23 protein-coding genes are annotated in these 21,213 nt (G+C 36.8%); 8 read left to right on the forward strand and 15 right to left on the reverse strand.

The annotated features are described in order from the left end of the window. Positions 1-30: 30 nt before the first annotated feature. Positions 31-636, reverse strand: a complete 606-nt coding sequence (locus D1953_RS02370; RefSeq protein ID WP_119115533.1) for a hypothetical protein — start codon at positions 634-636, stop codon at positions 31-33. A 491-nt stretch (positions 637-1,127) separates the two neighbouring features. Here D1953_RS02370 and D1953_RS02375 point away from each other — a divergent pair, with 491 nt between their 5' ends. Next, positions 1,128-1,517 (forward strand): hypothetical protein, encoded by a 390-nt coding sequence (locus D1953_RS02375; protein ID WP_119115534.1) that lies wholly within the window; start codon positions 1,128-1,130, stop codon positions 1,515-1,517. Continuing rightward, entirely contained in the window at positions 1,510-1,986 is a 477-nt protein-coding gene (locus tag D1953_RS02380; RefSeq protein ID WP_119115535.1) for a hypothetical protein, read from the forward strand. The genes D1953_RS02375 and D1953_RS02380 overlap by 8 nt, the downstream gene beginning before the upstream one ends. Positions 1,987-2,190: 204 nt before the next feature. On the opposite strand, the gene pstB is transcribed toward D1953_RS02380, so the two are convergent. The 8 genes from pstB to D1953_RS02420 all read right to left on the reverse strand — a co-directional run bounded on the left by pstB (position 2,191) and on the right by D1953_RS02420 (position 10,964). Next, positions 2,191-2,976: a phosphate ABC transporter ATP-binding protein PstB gene (gene pstB, locus D1953_RS02385; RefSeq protein WP_119115642.1), complete on the reverse strand. Its 786-nt coding sequence runs from the start codon at positions 2,974-2,976 to the stop codon at positions 2,191-2,193. A gap of 59 nt (positions 2,977-3,035) precedes the next feature. Continuing rightward, positions 3,036-3,914 carry a phosphate ABC transporter permease PstA gene (gene pstA, locus D1953_RS02390; protein ID WP_119115536.1) on the reverse strand — a complete coding sequence of 293 codons (879 nt, stop codon included), beginning with the start codon at positions 3,912-3,914 and terminating at the stop codon, positions 3,036-3,038. Positions 3,915-3,917: 3 nt separating this feature from the next. After that, complete coding sequence (gene pstC / locus D1953_RS02395) at positions 3,918-4,880, reverse strand: phosphate ABC transporter permease subunit PstC (protein ID WP_119115537.1); 963 nt, start codon at positions 4,878-4,880, stop codon at positions 3,918-3,920. Positions 4,881-4,937: 57 nt separating this feature from the next. Further along, the gene (locus tag D1953_RS02400) at positions 4,938-5,903 is read right to left on the reverse strand and encodes a PstS family phosphate ABC transporter substrate-binding protein (RefSeq protein ID WP_119115538.1); all 966 of its coding nucleotides are present in this window, start codon (positions 5,901-5,903) and stop codon (positions 4,938-4,940) included. 265 nt (positions 5,904-6,168) lie between these two features. Continuing rightward, a complete protein-coding gene (locus D1953_RS02405) occupies positions 6,169-8,322 on the reverse strand; it encodes a peptidoglycan D,D-transpeptidase FtsI family protein (protein WP_119115539.1) in 2,154 nt (717 codons plus the stop codon). Between the two features lie 81 nt (positions 8,323-8,403). Then, positions 8,404-9,615, reverse strand: a complete 1,212-nt coding sequence (locus D1953_RS02410) for an MFS transporter (RefSeq protein WP_119115540.1) — start codon at positions 9,613-9,615, stop codon at positions 8,404-8,406. A 117-nt stretch (positions 9,616-9,732) separates the two neighbouring features. Next, a complete protein-coding gene (gene sodA / locus D1953_RS02415; RefSeq protein ID WP_119115541.1) occupies positions 9,733-10,341 on the reverse strand; it encodes a superoxide dismutase SodA in 609 nt (202 codons plus the stop codon). 137 nt (positions 10,342-10,478) lie between these two features. After that, on the reverse strand, positions 10,479-10,964 hold the full coding sequence (locus tag D1953_RS02420; RefSeq protein WP_119115542.1) for a DUF456 domain-containing protein: 486 nt from the start codon (positions 10,962-10,964) through the stop codon (positions 10,479-10,481). Positions 10,965-11,124: 160 nt separating this feature from the next. Between D1953_RS02420 and D1953_RS02425 the strand changes: the two genes are divergently transcribed. The 3 genes from D1953_RS02425 (at position 11,125) to ispG (ending at position 13,832) form a co-directional block, all read left to right on the forward strand. After that, positions 11,125-11,895: a DUF1189 domain-containing protein gene (locus tag D1953_RS02425; protein ID WP_119115543.1), complete on the forward strand. Its 771-nt coding sequence runs from the start codon at positions 11,125-11,127 to the stop codon at positions 11,893-11,895. 333 nt (positions 11,896-12,228) lie between these two features. Beyond that, entirely contained in the window at positions 12,229-12,558 is a 330-nt protein-coding gene (locus D1953_RS02430; RefSeq protein WP_119115544.1) for a LysM peptidoglycan-binding domain-containing protein, read from the forward strand. 170 nt (positions 12,559-12,728) lie between these two features. After that, positions 12,729-13,832, forward strand: a complete 1,104-nt coding sequence (gene ispG / locus D1953_RS02435) for a flavodoxin-dependent (E)-4-hydroxy-3-methylbut-2-enyl-diphosphate synthase (protein WP_119115545.1) — start codon at positions 12,729-12,731, stop codon at positions 13,830-13,832. A gap of 88 nt (positions 13,833-13,920) precedes the next feature. On the opposite strand, the gene D1953_RS02440 is transcribed toward ispG, so the two are convergent. Continuing rightward, on the reverse strand, positions 13,921-14,376 hold the full coding sequence (locus D1953_RS02440) for a DUF308 domain-containing protein (RefSeq protein ID WP_245979831.1): 456 nt from the start codon (positions 14,374-14,376) through the stop codon (positions 13,921-13,923). Positions 14,377-14,700: 324 nt separating this feature from the next. Here D1953_RS02440 and D1953_RS02445 point away from each other — a divergent pair, with 324 nt between their 5' ends. Continuing rightward, the gene (locus D1953_RS02445; protein ID WP_119115546.1) at positions 14,701-15,273 is read left to right on the forward strand and encodes a 5' nucleotidase, NT5C type; all 573 of its coding nucleotides are present in this window, start codon (positions 14,701-14,703) and stop codon (positions 15,271-15,273) included. A gap of 68 nt (positions 15,274-15,341) precedes the next feature. Here the strand turns inward: D1953_RS02445 and D1953_RS02450 are convergent, their stop codons facing one another. The 3 genes from D1953_RS02450 to D1953_RS02460 are packed head-to-tail and all read right to left on the reverse strand — an operon-like array spanning position 15,342 to position 17,394. Further along, the gene (locus D1953_RS02450; protein ID WP_119115547.1) at positions 15,342-15,764 is read right to left on the reverse strand and encodes a Fur family transcriptional regulator; all 423 of its coding nucleotides are present in this window, start codon (positions 15,762-15,764) and stop codon (positions 15,342-15,344) included. A gap of 13 nt (positions 15,765-15,777) precedes the next feature. After that, positions 15,778-16,611, reverse strand: a complete 834-nt coding sequence (locus D1953_RS02455; RefSeq protein WP_119115548.1) for a metal ABC transporter permease — start codon at positions 16,609-16,611, stop codon at positions 15,778-15,780. 21 nt (positions 16,612-16,632) lie between these two features. Further along, positions 16,633-17,394 (reverse strand): metal ABC transporter ATP-binding protein, encoded by a 762-nt coding sequence (locus D1953_RS02460; RefSeq protein WP_119115644.1) that lies wholly within the window; start codon positions 17,392-17,394, stop codon positions 16,633-16,635. 153 nt (positions 17,395-17,547) lie between these two features. On the opposite strand from D1953_RS02460, the gene D1953_RS21105 reads away from it, so the two are divergent. After that, positions 17,548-17,808, forward strand: a complete 261-nt coding sequence (locus D1953_RS21105; RefSeq protein WP_182480472.1) for a DUF2624 family protein — start codon at positions 17,548-17,550, stop codon at positions 17,806-17,808. Positions 17,809-17,996: 188 nt separating this feature from the next. Here D1953_RS21105 and D1953_RS02470 read toward each other — a convergent pair whose 3' ends face one another. Then, positions 17,997-18,890, reverse strand: a complete 894-nt coding sequence (locus D1953_RS02470; protein WP_119115550.1) for a deoxyribonuclease IV — start codon at positions 18,888-18,890, stop codon at positions 17,997-17,999. A gap of 36 nt (positions 18,891-18,926) precedes the next feature. Beyond that, on the reverse strand, positions 18,927-20,243 hold the full coding sequence (locus tag D1953_RS02475; protein WP_119115551.1) for a DEAD/DEAH box helicase: 1,317 nt from the start codon (positions 20,241-20,243) through the stop codon (positions 18,927-18,929). A 272-nt stretch (positions 20,244-20,515) separates the two neighbouring features. Between D1953_RS02475 and vrrA the strand changes: the two genes are divergently transcribed. Beyond that, positions 20,516-21,190 carry a VrrA/YqfQ family protein gene (gene vrrA, locus D1953_RS02480; RefSeq protein WP_119115552.1) on the forward strand — a complete coding sequence of 225 codons (675 nt, stop codon included), beginning with the start codon at positions 20,516-20,518 and terminating at the stop codon, positions 21,188-21,190. Positions 21,191-21,213: the final 23 nt, after the last annotated feature.

The raw sequence follows: 21,213 nt of genomic DNA on the forward strand, positions 1-21,213 counted from the left end.
GCTAGTCTGTTTTTTGGGAAATCATATGTTTCAGAATTCTTTTTGAATTGCTTGAAACAATTCGCGGTTAAGAAACTGAGCTTCTTCCTTTGTATCAGCATGAATGGCCCAAGCAACCACTTCTACGCATTCTAACGGTAAGATTTCTGATTCGAGAGTAAAAATACTGGTTACTTGACCTTTTGCGAGCGGTGAATAGAATAATAGACCTTCCCTTAAAGATTTGAAGCAACCATTTTCATAGAGTCCACCTTTACCTTGGATACAGTACTGTGCGATTCCTTTGCCTTTCATCACGCCTCCTAGTAAAGCAACAGAATTGGGTGCAACATGCATAATGGCTTGCTCATGAGGGCTATAAAAAGCAACAGCCTGACGTTCGAAAGCGTTTTCATACTGAAAGAATACTTTAGGGGATTTCACCTCTAAAGTCGTATTTTTAATGGTGAACTTGGAATACATAATTTTTTGTTTTGTAAAGGATTGTAGAAGTGTACGAACTCCTCCTTCAGGATGGCTCATCATATCTTCCTCTGAATACCAATCAAAGCTTTCATCCATCCATAACCCTGCTTTTAATGTCTTACGAGGTAATTCCCGGCTATTATGCTCAATGTACGCTGACAGTGCATTCATGTGATCATCCCTTTCTTAAAATTAAGTTTATAACATGTTAGTGAAACATTATTCAGTGGGAGTTTTATTTGTCCCTTACTTATCCTTTTTTAATGGTTTGCCGCTTCGAAGCAAGGAGCCTAACGAACTACTAATCCGTTCCAAAATACAGAATTTTCAATATTTTTAACTTAATATAATGTTATCACTGAATAGTCATATGGACAATAAACACTTTTTGTCGAATCTTAACTTTTTTCGCGAACATTCTTTGAACAAAGGTGAAAACACTATATAAAGACTCAGTTCTTTTTACCTATAAAGTAAAACTTTCACTGATGATTAGCCGCGTCCTGCGCAGTCACTAAGATTTCCGCTTCGCTTCAATCAAGTGACAGTACGACAAAAATAGATAATTCCTCCCAGGTCATATTAAAGCAAGATTGTCCTTTTTCATAAGAAATGTGTAGAATAGAGGTATATATATCTAATTTTAACGTCGAGGTGAAAACATGGAGTGGATTATACTCTCTCTATTTTCCTTGGCTATTGTCTTGCTGATCATTTCATTCATAAAAAAAGACAAAGTAGCCAAGTTAGAAGAAGAACTAGAACAAGTAACACTAACTCATATGCAGGACATCTTTCAATTAAAGAAAAAAGTGAAAATCCTTGAAGAGGAGCTTTTAATTCAGGACGAACCTAAATATCGCTCAACTTCTGTACCTTATCAACCTCTTTCAACAACCCAACCAATTAATGAAATTATCAAAAGCCAGGTAGCTGCACTCTATCGTCAAGGCCGTTCTTTAGAACAAATTGAGAAACAGTCTACTTTAACAAAAGAACAAATTATTCAGGTGATTGAAGAACAGGGATTGCGAGGATTAGAGCATGAGTAACGCAATACTTCGAGCTTTTGCTGCTGGTATTATTTTTTCAAGCGCTCTTATCGCCGGGTTTTATTACGGAAACGATTTACATCAAGATCGTACAATCACTGCAATGGATGCTAAAAAGATGTTAGAAGAGCAAGATTACATCGTCATGAAAGAAACGGCCGCTATAAACAAAGCAGAACCAACATCAGAGAAAGAAGTAAAACAAGAAACTGTAGAAGCGTCCAACAATATAGCTAAAAAACAAGAACAGCAAAAAAAGGCTGTCAAAACTTATACGCTACAAGTTAAATACAAAATGACAGTGCAAGAAATCGCCGAAACGTTGGCAACGGAAAAAATTATTGATGATGCAGCAGGATTTCAAAACTATATGAACAAAAACGGACTAACACGACGCGTTCAAGTCGATGAATTTGTCGTAACAAGCGATATGAGCTATGAAGAATTAGGACATCTCTTAACTCATTAGAAAACGGAGCGTAGCTAAAAATGGCATGGACTTATCCTTTTTAGTTATGCTTTCTTCATCTTCAAAATAAAGTGAAACTTCTATCAACGGGGGCTTACTGCTCGTTAAGTGCGGGATAAAGAAGCTAACAAATATCGGACTGTTATGAGAATAACCAAAAAGGCCAGATATTGAATCCCGCCCCCAAAAGAGTGCTTGTTCGCTTCACCCAAAGCGACCGCTAATATAATCTTCCGTTCTTTGATCACTTGGACGAGAAAAAATGGTATTTGTATTATTATATTCAATCACTTCTCCATTCAAGAAAAACGCCGTGCGATCTGAAATCCGAGCAGCTTGTTGCATATTATGCGTCACGATAATAATACTGTAGTGCTCTTTAAGCTGTTGGACGAGTTCTTCTACTTTTAACGTTGAAATAGGATCGAGCGCTGAAGTCGGTTCATCCATTAAAATTACATCCGGTTCAATGGCTAAACAACGAGCAATACATAAACGTTGTTGTTGTCCACCAGATAATCCGTACGCATTGTCATGAAGACGATCTTTCACTTCATCCCAAATCGCTGCCCCACGTAAACTTTTTTCAACTACTTCATCTAACACTTTTTTATTTCTAATTCCATGAATTTTTGGTCCATAGGCAACATTTTCATAAATAGACTTTGGAAATGGATTCGGCTTTTGGAACACCATACCAACTTGCGTACGCAACTCTTCTACTTTATATGATTTATCTAATATGTTTCGATTGCGATATTTGATTTCCCCGGAAGTTCGGACATCAGGAGTCAGCTCAACCATACGGTTTAATGTTTTTAAATATGTGGATTTCCCGCATCCAGATGGTCCAATGATAGCCGTAACCTCATTTTGATGGATATCTAATTCAATATTTTTTAAAGCATGTTTTTCTCCGTACCATAAATTTAACTGAGACGTTTCATATACCTTCTCTTTAGATAATTGAGACACGACCGTTTTGTCCATATTAAAAGCCTCACTTGTTCTCAATAACGTCATATTCATGATTCGTTGTCTTCCCTTCATTAATATCTTTTTTGGAACTTATTACGTATGAAAACAGCAATGGAATTCATAAAAATCAACAAGAACAGTAAAACGAGAATACCCGCAGCTGCTACACTTTGAAATTCTTCTTGCGGACGTGAAGTCCAATTGTAAATTTGCATCGGTAAAACGGTAAACGTATCAAATACGTTTTTTGGTAAAAAGGCGATAAACATCGGAATACCAACTACAACGAGCGGTGCTGTTTCCCCAACGGCTCTAGATAGAGCTAAAATACTTCCGGTTAAAATCCCTGGGATTGCAGCTGGTAATACAACACGAACAATAGTCTGCCACTTCGTTGCTCCCATTCCATACGATGCTTCACGTAACTCACGCGGCACAGAACGAATTGCTTCCTGAGCAGCGACAATAATAACAGGTAATACGAGAAGGCTCATCGTTAATCCTGCCGCTAAAACAGAACGATCTAAAGCAAGCGCTCGAACAAAAATTGTAAGTCCTAACAATCCAAAAATAATTGATGGTACACCTGCAAGATTTGAAATGTTTAATTTAATAAAGGAAGTAAACCAGTTTTTCTTTGCATACTCTTCTAAATAAATCGCTGTCCCTAAGCCAAGTAACAGCGCGACAGGTGCTACAACGATCATTAACCAAATCGATCCGATTAGCGCAGCCTTAATTCCCGCTTCCTCCGGCCTTCTTGAAGCGAAGTTTTGGAAGAAATCCCAATCTAGATAACCAATTCCTTGAGCGAATATCCGATACAATAAAATACCGAGTACGAGAAGTCCGAATGTGGTTGCTAAGAAAAATAACCCTTTTAGAATCGTGTTCCTCACAAGTCTTATAGGCATTTTCTTTGCCACAATTGTTTTATCAATAAGCTTCATGATTTAGTATTCCTCCCTAACTTTGCGAGAGATGTACTGAGCTAGTAAATTCATAACAAGAGTGAAGAGGAATAACGTCATACCTACAGCGTAAATACTATAATAAATCGTTGTTCCATATCCTGCATCTCCTGTACTTACTTGCACAATATAAGCAGTCATTGTTTGAATAGAGGTTGTTACATCCATATTCAAACTTGGTGTCGACCCACCAGCAACACTTACAATCATCGTTTCACCAATCGCTCTTGATAACGCTAGAACAATAGAAGCAACAATTCCAGAAATAGCAGCAGGAAGGACCACTTTTAAAGTTACCTCTAATTTGGTTGATCCTAACGCCAATGCACCTTCACGCATAGTACGTGGTACAGAAACAAGGGCATCTTCTGATAGTGAAGCAATCATCGGCGTAATCATAATTCCAACGACAAGTCCTGGACTTAATGCATTAAACATCTCTAGCGAAGGAAAGATGGATCGTAATACCGGTGTCACAAAGGTTAAAGCGAAAAACCCATATACAATAGTCGGTACTCCAGCTAATATTTCTAGAATCGGTTTAATCACTCTACGTGTTTTCTCTGAAGCATATTCACTCAAGTAAATGGCCGTTGCCAGCCCGATTGGAACAGCAACTAAAGCAGCAATCATTGTTATTTTTAAGGTACCTAGGACAAGTGGCATTACCCCGTAAGAAGCAGCCTCAGCAAAGGGATACCATTTATCTGCAGTAAAAAATTCTGAAACAGATACTTCTTTAAAGAAAGTTATTGTTTCAAAGATTAACGTAAAAACAATCCCTAATGTAGTTAATATTGAAACAGCTGCAGTTAATGAAAGAATAGATGGAATAAATCTTTCTATTTGAATACGTTTCTTTTGCTTACGCTCTTGAATCATTTCCCGTATAGAATACTGAGCTTGTTGTACTCGCAAAATTGTAACTCCTTCCTCATTCACCATTTAGCAAATGCAAGATGAGAAGCAAGATACTTCCCACCTTCTCGCTAAATTTAAAGCTTATTTCTTAAGTTGAGTCACTGCTTCTAAATCTTTATCGTATTCTTTATCATCCAAAGAAATGTAACCTACTTCTTCTGAAAGCTCACCAGCATTCTCAACCATAAACTCTACAAAATCTGCTACTTGCTCTTTATCAGCTACTGATTTGTTTGCTACATATGTGAATAATGGGCGAGATAGAGGTGCATATTCCCCGCTTTTAATCGTTTCATGCGTTGGTTCAACTGCACCATTACCATTATCGATTGGGACAACCTTTAATGAATCTTGATTTTCCGCATAGTATGCATATCCAAAGAAACCAATAGCATTTTTATCACCTTTTAAGCCTTGAACAAGAACATTATCATCTTCTGAAAGAGTAGCATTTTCAACAAGTGGCTCTTCTTCTAAAATGACTTCATTGAAGTAATCGTATGTTCCAGAATCCGTTCCTGGCGAGTAGAATTTAATCTCTTCTTTCGGCCATTCTGGGCGAATATCCGACCATTTCTTCACTTTTCCATCTTCTACCCACAGTTTTTTCAGTTCATCAACTGTTAAGTAATCAACGAAATCATTTTCTTTATTTACAACAATGGATAAACCATCATAAGCTAGTTCTAGTTCCGTAAAATCAATTTTATTTTTTTCTAATTGAGTTTTTTCTTCATCTTTAACAGGTCGTGATGCATTACTTAAATCTGTTTCACCTGCGATAAATTTCTCAAAGCCTCCGCCCGTTCCAGAGAAACCAACTGATACCTTTACATCAGGCTGTTGCGCCATATATTCTTCAGCGATAGCTTCCATAATTGGATAAACCGTTGAAGATCCATCAATTGCGATTTCACCTTGTAATGGTTTGTCCGTTTCACTTGCACTGCTGTTGCTATCCTTTGCACTATCAGAACCACATGCAGCTGTTACAGCCATAGCTCCCCCGATAATTGTTGCGAATGCTGCAAATTTAAGACGTTTCATCAATTTTCCCCCTGAATGATTAATTATCTTTCCTACAATTACAGGATACAATGGTACTATTAATTCCTTTTGAACAGAACGTTAAGATTACATAAAGAAAGTGTAAATGGATACTTAATATTTGGACTTTGTTAAACAAAACGCTGAGTTAGACACTTAAAACAACTAATATGTATATGCTTCCTATCAAATAGACAATAAAAAAACACGCTTCTGAATCAAAAGCGTGTTTCTCATTTATTATTCATTTGTTGAGCTTTCACTCTCATGTTTTCTTATCTTTGTTATGATTAACCTTTACTGTAGTCGTTGTTTCTGCCTTTGCTTGCTTTGCACGTTCTTTTTTCAGCTTATAGTACTCATCCATAATTTCACTAGCGATTAATTTATTCATATGATGATCTGTCGTATGTCTTTGATACGCCCATGGCACGACAACTGCAAAAGCGACTTCTGGCTTATCTGCTGGTGAATAACCAACAATAGTCAAGTTCATCGTTTCTTGCGGCTCGCTGTATTTCTCACGATCAGGGCCATCATAAAACGCTTCGGCTGTTCCTGTTTTCCCCGCTACTGTATAAGGTTTTCCACCAAAAAATTGGTAGGCCGTTCCACCTGACTCCATCGTTACCTTTTTAAACCCCTCTTGAACATGCTGAATCCAGGAATCTTTCATAGGCAGACGATTGAGAACAGTTGGCGTAATTTCTTCAGCCACGGAACCTAACTCCTCATTATCTTCTACAGGTTCACGAATTTCCTTAACAATATGCGGCTTCATTCGATAACCGCCATTAGCAATAGTGGATACATATTGTGCAAGTTGCATCGGTGTATACGTATCATACTGACCAATAGACAAGTCAAGCAACTTACCTGGAGAAGTTTCAGTCCCCTTAAACCCAACCATTTCATTTGGTAAATCGATACCTGTACGTGCTCCTAATCCAAACTGTGCATAAGAATTTCTCATTGTTGTAAAGGCCTTCGGATTAATGCTCAAAGAATGATTTGGTATATACGTACCTCCACCAATATTAATAGCTGTTCGGAACATATATACGTTTGAAGATACTTTTAAAGCAGTCAAATCATTAATGTTACCAAAGTTTTTATAAGAACCCTTTGCTTTTGTTCCTTTAATTTGTAACTTCGTATCATAAAAAACTGTTCCTGGTTGAATGGCTCCTTGTTGATAACCAGTTAAAACAGTTGCTCCTTTTACGACTGAACCCATCGCATAAGAAGTGGTAATATTCCCTAATGCAAAATCCTCGATAGAAGCTTTCCCCGTTTCTGAATCTCGCACATACCTTTTCCCTGCCATCGTTAATACTTCACCCGTATTGGGATCCATCATAACAACAAAAGCGCGATCTAAAAACTTCGTATTTCCCATTCTTTTATTAGCAAGTAAATATTTTTCAATAATTTTTTCTGTAGCCTGTTGTAAATCAATATCAATCGTCAAGACAAGATCTTTACCACGTTGTCCAGGGGTAATCACTTGTGAATCAACCACATCTCCAGATTTATCGGTAATATTACGAATCTTTGTCTTTTGACCTTGTAGAACCTCTTCATATTGTGCTTCGATATAGCTTTTCCCAACACGGTCATTTCGACTGTAATTACGTGCTAAATAATAATCAAGACTTTCACTCGGTAACCCTTCCTCTGATGAAGAAACTTTTCCTAATACCGACTTCAACGTTTTATCATATGCGTAAGAACGATCCCAGTCTGTTGTAATCCCTACACCAGGCAAAGAACCTAAATGTTCACTCACTCGTGCAAACTCTTTTTTTGTTACATTTTTGTTTTTTACAATTTGTGGCGTTAAAGCATAACCACTCGAAAACTCACGGTAAATAGCCAATACTTCAAGCTCTTCCTTAGAAAAGGTATCGTACTCTTCCTTTGTAATCCGCTCAATTTGAAGCTTGTACAAATCCTTGTCTGTAAGCTCCCCTTCTTCCACTTTCTTTCTTTCTTTTGCCGTCACTTTTTTATTAGCGAGCTCTGGATTCATCATAATCCAATAATCTTTCTTGTCTCGCTCGGTTACTTTATCCGTTTCTTTATCAATTAATTTAGCCAGCTTCTTAGCTGTTTCCAACATTTCCTCTGATGTTGTTCCTTGTTTTCTTGTATATGTAATCGCATCTAAAGGCTGATTATCCACCATAATGTTTAAATTGCGATCATACATTTTACCACGTGGAACAGCATTATTGACCGTCACTTCTTCTGTTCTTTCTACTTCGCGACTATATTCATCGCCATATGCAATTTGAATAAATCCTAAACGTAAGATTAACGCAGAGAATAGTACAAAAACTAAAAAGAAAAGAATACTTAATCTGAACGGCACATGCGTTTTTTTCTTTTTATTCACTATATGCCACACTTCCTTCATCCATTGTCTTGCTAACTACCTTATTCTATAGAACATTGTTGTTTTTTTCTACCTTGAAATACTATTAATTTTATCCAATGTCTAAGTTAGCTTGATTTGACGGACAAAGAAGTAAATCACCGTATGACCTAAACCAGCAATTAATAAAAAAATCGGCAAACTTTGCTTAGGGTCAAAATAATAAACAGCAAAGAGAAATCCTAAAATAGAAACAATACGACCAAGGTGAATAAATATCTCTCGAGCGACTACATATTCAATTCGCATCTCCGCCGCATGCCATGCACGTCCAATCACATCATATGTAAGGGAAACATACGGTACGAGTAAAAGCGGGTATCCAACAGCAATCATTACCGCATATATTAAAAGTTTGGCATAGGTAACATCTACAGCAATTAAAATTACTGCCGCATAAAGCAATACTCCTCCAAAAAGAATCGCTTTACTGCGCATGTCAGACTTAATAAGGCGAGAAACAAAATAATAAGCAACAAAAGCAACGGCTGAATGAAGTAACCCGTAGCTCCCAAGTGCCAATTCACTTCCGGTTTGAATAAATACAAAAATAGAAATAACAAACATAAATGTACCTTCTCTTACCCCTTGACAAAAGTTAGCCCACGTAATCAAGCTCCAATTACGATCATTTTTTCGCTCCTGTAAAACACGTACAAAACAATACTTTCCATGTGCAGGTCGTCTTTTTAAAAAGAAACTTAATAAAACGGCAACTGCAAACAACAACAACGATAAACCGAAGACAAATGTATATCCTGAAAATCGATTTAGCCGCGAAATAATGAATCCAGCGCTAATTGGCCCAATCATCCCAGCACTAGAGTTTAACACTCCCATAAATCCATTAAAAAAGTCACGTGTTTCTGGCTCAGTAATTTCAAATGTTAATACATTAAAAGCAAGCCAATAAAATCCATATCCCATTCCAAGCAATGCTCCAAGTAACCAAAGAAAATTCGTTGCATGTTCCCCTACTAAGAGCACCGTTAAATAAAAAAGAGCTAAGAAAATAACACCAAGCCGTAATACGATGATTCGATCGACTTTCTTCGCCATCCGGCCTGCTAAAATAAAGATTACTGGTTGAACAATAACAACGATTAAATTATAAATACCAATATCTAAAAAATCCCCTGATTGCTTCCATAAATAAATATTCACAAATGTATTAGATAAAGCGATGCTTAAACTATATAAACCACCGATTGTGAGCAGCAGATTTAATTCTTTTTGTACTGCTCCTTCTCCAATTACTTTTTGTAAAATCCCCATATTCAAACGCTCCTTTTTGTTCATTTTAGTGTTTGAAAAAAGGGAAGCATTTATGTGAAAAAAGACAATAAAAAACGAGAACCCTCTTATTCGAGGATTCCCGTGTTCATTACTTTATTATTTTGCAGCTGTGTAACGTTTTGCAACTTCATCCCAATTTACAACATTCCAGAAAGCACCGATGTAATCAGGACGACGGTTTTGGTAGTTTAAGTAGTAAGCATGCTCCCAAACGTCTAATCCAAGAATAGGTGTTTTCCCTTCTGATAATGGAGAATCTTGGTTTGGTGTGCTTGTTACTTCTAATTCGCCGTTATTTACAACTAACCAAGCCCAGCCAGAACCGAAGCGAGTTGCTGCTGCTTTAGCGAATTCTTCTTTAAACGCATCAAAGCTACCGAATTTAGCAGCAATTGCGTCCGCTAGTTCACCAGTTGGTGCACCGCTACCATTTGGAGTTAAAATTGTCCAGAATAAAGAGTGGTTAGCATGTCCGCCACCATTGTTGCGTACAGCTGTACGGATAGCTTCTGGAACTGCATCTAGGTTAGCAACTAGTTCTTCAATGCTTTTGCTTTGAAGCTCTTCGTTTCCTTCAATTGCAGCGTTTAAGTTTGTTACATAAGTGTTGTGATGTTTTGTGTGATGAATGTTCATTGTTTCTTTGTCAATGTGTGGTTCTAATGCATCAACTGCGTATGGTAATTGTGGTAATTCAAATGCCATGATTAAAAATCCTCCCTATGTATACCTGTATTTAGCTTTAGTTTTCCAAAGTTTCCTAAAGCCCGTAAGCATAGATTATCAAAATTTTACTAGCCTTTCAAACGTTATGCTTCACTTTTTTAGTTTTTTTATGCAAATTATTTATATATAACAAAGAAAAAATAGCCAACCATTACAATTTGAATGATGCTTTTTGTCAACACACTGCTAATAAAGCCAATAACAGAGCCAAACCCAATTTTCGAAGCGGTCCATAAGTCTCGCTTATGAACGAGCAGTTCTGCTAAAATTGCCCCAACAAATGGCCCAATGATAATACCAAAAGCAGGAATGACGAACGGTCCCACTAGAAGGCCGATAGTGCTGCCCCATACCCCAGCTTTAGAACCACCATATTTTTTAACGCCGATTATATTCGCTACATAATCCGCCATAAATAAAAGCAAAACAAATAAAATTTGTATGGTCCAAAACAGCCAATGGAATGGTTCAAATGAATAAAAAAATCCGTATAAAATAAAGCCGGCGAAAATAAAGAGCACGCTTGGAATAATTGGATAAATTAAGCCAATAAAACCGATAATAAACATGGTGATGACAACCGTCCAATAAAGAATATCCATATGTATCTCCTTTCAAAAATAATTTCACTTAATATGAACTTCGACAGCACACCTTCGTTTGCCTTCATTTTTAAAAGGGGGAATTTGTATCATTTATGTTGTATTATCACAAACTGATAGATACAATGAACAAGATACAATAGAAAAAGGTGCTGTTTATATGAATGTCTTTAAACAACTATATGTAAGTTTGTACTCGCCTAAGGATATAGCGACCTTTCGTTATCAAGGATTAGGCAAAACGATTTTTTTTGTATTCGTACTTTCCCTCCTATCCATTCTTCCTGCTAGTTATTATTTTAGCATGATGATAAAGGATAGTATTTATGCGGTTAAACAAACTGTTTCAACAGAAATACCCGCATTTGAGATTAAAGATGGTAAGTTAAAGATAGAAAGTGACGAACCTATTATTATCCACAAAGAAGGCTTTACTATTTTTATAGATGACTCTGGTATATTAACACCTAGTAAAGTTGCCAATCAAACGACGAACGGCCTCGCCTTTCTACAATCCGAATTTGTCGTTATATCTGCCGGAAATGCCCAGTCTTCTCCTTATACGTTTATCGAAGGGAATAATGAAACCATTTCCTCATGGCTTGATAAAGCGGACCGTTTATTATGGATTTTCTTATCTATTATGATTTTTATTTTTTACATAATAGCTGCAGTAATCTTATTTATCAAAATAACGATTTTTTCTATTTTCGGATTAGTGCTCAAAAATGCTTTTCGGAAACCACTCCGTTACAAGCAAGTATGGACAATCACTGCTTATTGCGTAACATTACCGACGATTTTCTTTACAATTATGGACTTCTTTCAGGCAACCGTTCCATTCAGTATGTCTTTGAACTGGTTCATTATCTTCATCCTTCTTTTCTTAACATTAAAAGAAATACCTCACGAACAAGAACAAGAACAATAAAGGGAAGCTTTCATCAATAGAGGATTTTCCTTCACCCTCCACTGATGGTTAGTCACGTTCTACAAGCAGTAAGTGTGGGACAAACGTAAACGTCAAGCGCAAGGACCTAGCTAGTAAAGGTCCTTGCGCTTTTTTTAAAGACTATGTTAATTGTTGATTTATACAGTTTTTGGCTCATATGAAATAATCGATCCATTTCTTCAAACATTAAATGAACATCCTTTTTCATTTAATGAAAAGTTTCCATGAAACAAAAGAATAGTGCTTAATTTTAGGCATAAAAAAAGGACTCCTAAATATATATACAGTAAAGACAAGTAATGGGGGTTACAAATGAAACGGCTAATCGGTTTTCTATGCGTATGTTTTATTCTGTTTATCGTTTACTTTGATGTCACAACAGGAACTTTACCAAAATCATCTTCTTCTCCTGCAAAAGAACCTTCACAACCTGTTCATCAAACAGCGAATAAACACAAACTACAATATGTAAAAAAAACCATGAAGCCGGGTGACACCTTATTGTCAATTATTGAGCAAGAAGAGGGATCACTAAAACAGCCGATTGAATCGATTGTGCGTGATTTTCAAGAGCTAAATGAAGGACTAAAACCCGAACAAATGCAAATTGGAAAAACCTATAAAATTCCGAGCTATAAATAGACAGGGATGTAAAACAAAGATAAGATAGAATTTTCTCGATGTTTAACACAGTCTATTAAAAAAGATAATACATCCATTTCCTTGTCAACTAGTGCCTAACATTGATACAATATTTTTGTGAACAATAGGGAAAATCAAACATGATTTCTTCCAAAAGGAGCGAATCCCACTTGAGTGAAATTATACATCGTACTAAAACCCGCCCTATTAAGGTTGGTAATTTAACCATTGGCGGTAATAATGAAGTAATTATTCAAAGTATGACAACGACAAAAACCCATGATGTCGAAGCGACTGTAGCTGAAATTCTGCGCCTTGAAGAGGCGGGCTGCCAAATTGTCCGCGTCGCATGTCCAGATGAACGAGCAGCCGATGCCATTCCAGAAATAAAAAAACGCATCAACATTCCACTTGTTGTTGATATTCACTTTGATTATCGACTTGCTTTAAAAGCGATTGAAGGAGGAGCCGATAAGATTCGAATTAACCCAGGAAATATCGGTCGTCGTGAGAAAGTCGAAGCGGTTGTAAAGGCAGCGAAAGAAAAGGGAGTACCAATTCGAATCGGTGTAAACGCTGGTTCATTAGAAAAACGCATTATTGAAAAATACGGATATCCAACAGCCGACGGTATGGTAGAGAGTGCTTTGCATCATATCAAAATTTTAGAAGACTTAGATTTTCATGATATTATCGTTTCCATGAAAGCATCTGATGTTAATTTGGCCATTGAAGCATACGAAAAAGCAGCACAAGCCTTTGACTATCCATTACATCTCGGTATTACAGAATCAGGAACTTTATTCTCTGGTACAGTAAAAAGCGCTGCTGGTTTAGGAGCTATCCTAAGCAAGGGTATCGGTAATACATTACGCATTTCTTTGAGTGCTGATCCTGTTGAAGAAGTAAAAGTAGCACGAGAATTATTAAAGTCATTTGGTCTTGCCTCTAATATGGCTACATTAATTTCTTGTCCAACATGCGGTCGTATTGAAATCGACTTAATCGCTATTGCAAACGAAGTAGAAGAGTATATCCAAACGATTAAGGCACCGATTAAAGTGTCTGTTCTTGGCTGTGCGGTAAATGGACCTGGTGAAGCTCGAGAAGCTGATATCGGCATCGCTGGAGCCCGTGGAGAAGGACTTCTATTTAGAAAAGGGCAAATTGTTCGTAAAGTACCTGAAGAAACAATGGTAGAAGAATTAAAGAAAGAAATCGACTTAATTGCCGAGGAATATTACGCTAAACAAAAAGCTGAAGCATTGAAATAAAAATAAAGTAATTAAGTTAAACAAACTTTATACTATTTTCCTAAGAAAAGCTTGGATTCGTCGTCGAATCCAAGCTTTTTTCGTCTTGTTAAAAAAACGGCAAGATAAAGATGCCAACAATAATTGAGACAGCACCAATCCCGATTGCCCATGCTCCAAGACTTTTTGCTCCTTTACTACGGGCAATAAACCCAGCCACGATACCGACAATACCAAGTAAAATTGGCATCATAAATAAGGAAAGGATAGATGCAATTAATGCAAGGGTCCCAACTAATGTACCACCGAAACCAATGCCATATGCAGGATCATCATATCTTTCTGAATCCGATGCTTGTCCACGATTACTTATCGGTGCCGCAATTTCAGCAGATGTTTCTTCTAAATAATCATTTTTTACCGCTTCACCGGATTCGTATTTATTTCGATCTTCATCGACTGTTCGATGAACCTGTGAAGTCGAAGTCGAGGTAAAAGTGGAATCCATTGGCTTTGGAGTCAAACGCACTTCATCGTCAACACTTGTGTAACGATTCTCTTCCATACATGCATTCCTCACTTTCGTTAAGTAGGAGCATTTATAGTGTGTGTAAGACAAATGAAAAACTACGTTAAAAATCTTTCATCTATTGGGATAAACTACATCTGTCTTAACAGATTGTATAAATGAAACTATACGAAAAAAACTACCCTAATCTAAACCAAGGCTCCTAAAGAACTGCCATGCTTTTTAGTCCTGAATCATTACCGTGCCCTTTTTATATATAATGGATTTGTTAAACAATATTGTTGCCATTTACTAAAAGAACGATTTCACCAATTTATGTTACACTATATGTATGAAAAACAAGGAGAGGGCAAATCAACGATGAAGAAACGATTTGGAATAGATATAGATGGAACCGTCACACGACCAGACACCTTTGTTCCATTTTTAAATGACGCTTTTCAATTAAATTTAACATATGAAGACATTACCCAATATGATTTTTATCCATATGTGAACGTATCAAAAGAAGATTTTAATCACTGGTTCTTAACAAATGAACCAATCTTTTATAAAGAATCTTTACCTGCTGATGGGGCAAAAGAAGTATTAAATACATGGGCAGCTTCGGCTGATCTATATTATATTAGCGCACGTACCTCGCATCTTCTTGATGTCACAAAAGAGTGGTTTGCCAAACACCGACTAAACTATCATCATCTAGAATTAATTGGATCGCACAACAAAGTAGCTACAGCCAAAAAGTTAGCGGTCGACCTATTTCTGGAGGATAAACATGATAATGCAGTTGCAATTGCTGAAGAATGTAATATCCCCGTTTTACTCTTTAATACACCCTATAATCAAGATCCTATTCCAAAGGGTGTCATCCGTGTTCAGTCCTGGCACGAAGCACAAACTTGGGTTCGGAAATGGTTGCAAGAACAAGTATAAATGCGATACGAGCTCTAGACATAACTAATAATAAAAAGCGTGAAAACCACAACTGGCTTTCACGCTTTTTATTGTGACCGTACACAACAGTCAGGACAACGGCCATAAATTTCAAATTTATGACCAGACACATCATAATTCTGTAAATTATCTTCTAGACTTTCCATTGGGCATGCTGCAATTTCTTTCGTCTTCCCACAATCTAAACAAATAAAATGATGATGATGTTCAGAATGACTACAAGTAAATCGGAAGCGCTTCTCTCCTTCAAGTTCTGTCATTTCAAAAATACCTAATTCTACAAATAAAGAAAGGTTACGGTAAATCGTATCGAAGCTTAATCCTGGGTAGCTCGATTTCATATTTTCTAACACATCTTTTGCCGTTAGATATTTATTACTAGACGAAAAAAGCTGAAGCATATCTTCTCTTTTTCCTGTTTGTTTATACCCTTTATCCTTTAGTAATTGAATCGCTGTTGTTACATTCAAAAAAACACCTCATTTACCTATTTCTCCATTTATCAATAATAATTGCTAAAACAAGAATGAGTACAGCTAACATCACAATCGTTCCACCTGGAGCAAGATCTAGCTCATAAGATAAAAATAAACCACCTACAACGGATATTTCACCAAAAACAACTGAATAACCAATCATTTGTTTAAACCCTTGTGCAAATCGTAAACTCGCAGCAACCGGCAGTGTCATTAAGGATGATACAAGTAAAATTCCAACCACTCTCATGGATGCTGCAATCACAAGAGCAACAAGTACAATAAAAATAAAATGAATCACTTTAGAAGGAATACCAGAGGCTTTTGCATGTTCTTCATCAAATGAAAGCAAAAACAGTTCCTTATACAACAATATTAACGTTACAATAACCGCTATGCCTACTCCGATAATGACATATAAATCAGAGCGACTAACTGCACTTACACTTCCAAATAGATAACTATATAAATCCGCATTAAACCCATCTGCAACCGAAATAAAAATAACACTAAGTCCGATTCCGCCTGATAAAATAATCGGGATTGCCAACTCTTGATAATGCTTATAAATCGTTCTTAACTTCTCAATAAATAAAGAACCACCAACAGAAAAAGCCATTCCCATATAAAGTGGATTTAACCCGACTAACGAAACAAAACTCTTTTGCAGAAGTAAACTAAACGCAATCCCTGCAAGTGCCACATGACTTAAGGCATCTGCAATCATGGACATCCGTCTAACCACAATAAAAACGCCCAAGAGCGGCGCTAGTACTCCAATAATAATTCCTGTAATAAATGCGTTTTGCAAAAACTCATATTGCAATAACCCCGATATCATTCGGCTATCCTCCAAAACATCTTAATGATTATGACTTAAAAGCTTGACGTCATGTCCATAAAAAGACGACAGCTCTTCTTCATTTAATTGATTATATTCATATGCATCTCCATGAAAATGCAGTTTTTTATTCAAGCAGGCTACATGGGTCACTTTATCTGTTACCGTACCGACATCATGTGTAACTAAAATAAGTGTAATGCCTAATTGTTTATTCAGCATTTCAAGCATTTCATAAAACTGATGCACATGCTTAGAATCCACTCCAACGGTCGGCTCATCTAAAATTAACAATTGTGGTTCACTTACAAGCGACCGTGCAATAAACACCCGTTGTTGTTGCCCGCCTGATAACTCACCAATATTTCGATGTTGAAAGGATAACATATCGACAGCCTCTAGAGCTTTTTTCACTTTTTGCTTATCCGCTTTTTTAGGAAATTTAAATAAACCTAATTTCTTCGTTAATCCACTTTGAACGACTTCGAACACCGTTGCCGGAAAACCTGAATTGAATGAATTCGCTTTTTGTGAAACAAAACCAATTTGTTGCCACTCTTTAAATAAACGAATATTTTCATCAAACAGTTTAATTGTACCTTCTTGTGTTCTTAACAACCCAAGAATTAGCTTTAATAAAGTCGACTTACCTGATCCATTTGGACCTACGATAGCTAAAAAAGCTCCACGCGGTACTTCAAAAGACACATCTTCTAACACTTTATCTTTTGTGTATTTATAAGAAAGATTTTTCACTTTAATAATTGGATGATTATCCTGGATTTCCAAATTACATCACCTTTTTTTAAGAATCATTACGATTTGATAAAGAGAAGTATATCGAAAAAAGAAGAAGAAGTAAAGAACCGCGCTTGTAGTTTTCGTTCACATCTTCTTCCCCTCTTCATATGTTTTAAAAAAGGAGGGAAAACGACTATGAAATTATTTGAAATGATGGTCAATCATAAGATTAATCAAATTAAACCAGATGAGCTGCTCGCTCTAGCGTCACAGTATCAAGTATCTTTAACCCAGCAAGAAGCGATAGGTATTACAAGGCTGCTTGCAGGACAAAACATTAACATTTTTGATCCTCGTCAAAGACAAACGGTCATTGGTCGAATTGCCGGCATCACTGGTATGAATAAAGCAAAGCAAATCGAAAATATTTTCTATCAACTAACTGGTTCTTATTAAAAACAGGGGAATGGGCTCATTTATGTATATGTAGAAAATGGAATGTTGAGGACTCTCATCTTTTTCATAGCAGATGCAGCTAGAAGCCAAAACTATAAAAAATCAAAAAAGCTTAGTTATACATTGTTATGAATGGTAAACCAAAAAGGGACGTTTCATCTAATTCGATGAGATGTCCCTTTTTAAGGTTAGCTATTTTTAATTTTCTCTAGCACATTATCATCAAACTTCTTGTTTCTTAGCATTTCAATTTCAAATTGATACGGTGCTTTTTTATCATTTTTATCTTCACCAACAAATGGTGTTTCTAAAATTTTAGGAACGGATAAAAGCTGTGGATGATGGACAATATAGTTTAAAGCATCAAACCCAATGTGACCAAACCCAATGTTTTCATGACGGTCTTTACGCGCTCCGCGTACATTTTTACTATCGTTAATATGAAGCACTTTAATACGGTCAATGCCAACAATTTTGTCAAACTCATTTAGCACGCCATCAAAATCTTCAACGACATTATATCCCGCATCATGAATATGACAAGTATCCATACAAACAGACAGTTGTTTATTATGTGTAACACCATCGATAATCATTGCTAACTCTTCAAACGAGCGGCCGCATTCGGTTCCTTTGCCCGCCATCGTTTCAAGGGCAATTTGCACTTGATCCTCAGCTGTTAGCACTTCATTCAATCCTTCAATAATCTTCTTAATTCCCGCTTCACTACCAGCCCCAACATGCGCTCCTGGATGAAGAACAATTTGACGCGCACCAATCGCTTCTGTACGATCAATTTCACTTCTTAAAAAATTGACACCAAGTTCAAATGTTTCTGGCTTTGTTGTATTTCCAATATTAATAATATAAGGAGCATGAACAATAATATCTGTCATTCCGTGTTCAGCCATATGTTTTGTTCCCGCTTCAATATTTAACTCTTCCAGCTTTTTACGGCGCGTATTTTGCGGAGCCCCTGTATAAATCATAAAGGTATTAGCTCCATAAGAAGCTGCTTCCTCACTTGCACCGAGCAGCATCTTTTTCCCGCTCATCGATACGTGAGATCCAATTTTCAACATTCTAACTTCCTCCTCTCTCCTCAAAAGGTTCACTCTTTATTTCTGTTTTTTAGCCATGCGGCGTTGACGTTTCTTAAACTCTTCCGTTTCACGTTGATGTTTCTTTTTATATCCTGGTTTGACTTTAGTCGATTTTCTAACCATTGTTTTTGCTTTTACATCGATTTCAGAAGCTTGCTTTTTACGACGTTTTCGTTTATTTCGTTCGTCGATTTCAATCCAATCACCATTTTGAATATCCACATCGCGGAAAGTGACACCCATTTTCTCAAGACGAATTAATGCATCTTCATCGGATTGATCATAAATTGTTGCCGCAATACCCGATTGACCTGCACGTGCTGTTCGGCCTGTACGATGAATATAGAAGTCTAAATCTGATGGCAGCTCATAGTTAATGATATGACTAACACCTTCGATATCAATTCCACGCGCAGCTAAATCTGTCGCCACAATAAATTGATAATCTAGGTTATTAATTTGCTTCATCATTCGTTTACGATCACGCGGTGAAAGGTCACCATGAATACGTCCAACCGTCAATCCTTTAGCTATTAATTCATCCGCAACAGTGTCAGCCATTTTTTTCGTATTCGTAAAAATAATCGCTAAATATGGATTATAGCGAACAGCGATATCATGTAATAGTTGAATTTTGTTACGGTGACGAAGTGGAATCAGTACGTGTTCAATCTTCGCTGCTGTTGCTTGCTTCGGATTCACTTGAACATATTTCGGATTTTCCATATACTTTTTCAAAAATGGTTTTAACTTCTCTGGAATCGTTGCTGAGAAGACGAGCATTTGGATTTTTTCAGCCATTCTTGCAGCAAATTTATCAACATCTTCAATAAAGCCCATATCTAGCATTAAATCAGCTTCATCCACAACAAGCATCGTTGCTCCATATACTTGCAAAGCTTGCTCTTCCACAAGATCTTTAATTCTACCTGGAGTCCCAATTACAAGTTGCGGTTGTGTTTTTAGCTTTTCAATCGTCCGTTGCTTGTCCGTTCCGCCAATAAAACAGCGAACTTGAATGGGAGCCTCTTCCGGAAAATAATCAGCAATTTTTAGAGCTTCTTTATAAATTTGATTAGCTAATTCTCTAGTTGGCGCAGAAATAATCGCTTGAACTTCTTGTTTAGCTGGATTCATTTTTTCCATAATCGGCAACAAGTATGAATGGGTTTTTCCCGTTCCTGTTTGCGATTGGCCAATTAAACTATGACCGTTTAAAATAGCAGGAATCACACGTTCTTGAATTTCTGTCGGCTTTTTAAACCCTAAATTCTGAACTGCATCAACTATATGGCTCTGCAAATTAAAACGTTCAAATTGATTTTGTTTCATCAAAAAACTCCTTTATCCTATGGGTCAAATCGTTCACATATCCTATGATTATAAAATAATTATGAAGAAAAGCGCAAGGCACTTGATTTTGTTAAGTATTGATATAAGCATCATGGACTGCTTACAAACAAACTATCGTTACCATCTTACCCTCTTTCCACCAACTTCACAACAAATCGTTCTAGTTTTGCCATTGTTCAATCAAACCTTTTTTCTTATTTTGCATACTAATATAGAAAAAATAAATTTCCCCTGATAAGGAGGGAAACAATATGATTCAAGGACGATACCCTGGTCCAGGGCCAAACTTTCCGCCACCCAATCGACGAAATATGTATCCGCCATCAAACTTTCAAAGAGGAATGCCTACACATTCAAGACCGAACCCTTTTTTCCAAAAAGCTCCACAACAACCTCATATCAATCAACCAAGGGCAAATACACCTTTCCATCAACAAGGCATGATGCAGCAACAACCTAAAAAGGAAGGTCTGATTGGAAGGTTACTCGGTAAGTCTAAACAAAAGGCTGCTCCCCAAAACTTATTCGCACCACCATCACAAGGAAAACAAGACACAAGGAGCAATAATAGCGGCGGCATCATAGAAAAGCTTAGAAACCCTGAAGGTATTACAAGCATGCTCAACAATACGCAAAAAGTACTTCAAGCAGCAGAACAATTTACCCCAATCGTTCAACAATATGGTCCGATGATTAAAAATTTACCGTCCATGTGGAACATTATTCGGGCCTTTAGTTCTAACGACAATGATAAAAAGAAAGAACCCAAACAAGAAGAAAACATATCAAAAGAAACAGTAACCGAGATTCCTACAGAAGAATCTCCTAAATCACCCACTGAACAAACCGCACAACAAAAAATGGACAGAAAACCAAAACCGAAGCCAAAAAAGAAAAAGACATCCGGGCCGAAACTATACATTTAATAACCATTTGATGTTTTGTATTA

This window comes from Peribacillus asahii (assembly GCF_003570725.1).
Classification (GTDB): domain Bacteria; phylum Bacillota; class Bacilli; order Bacillales; family DSM-1321; genus Peribacillus; species Peribacillus asahii.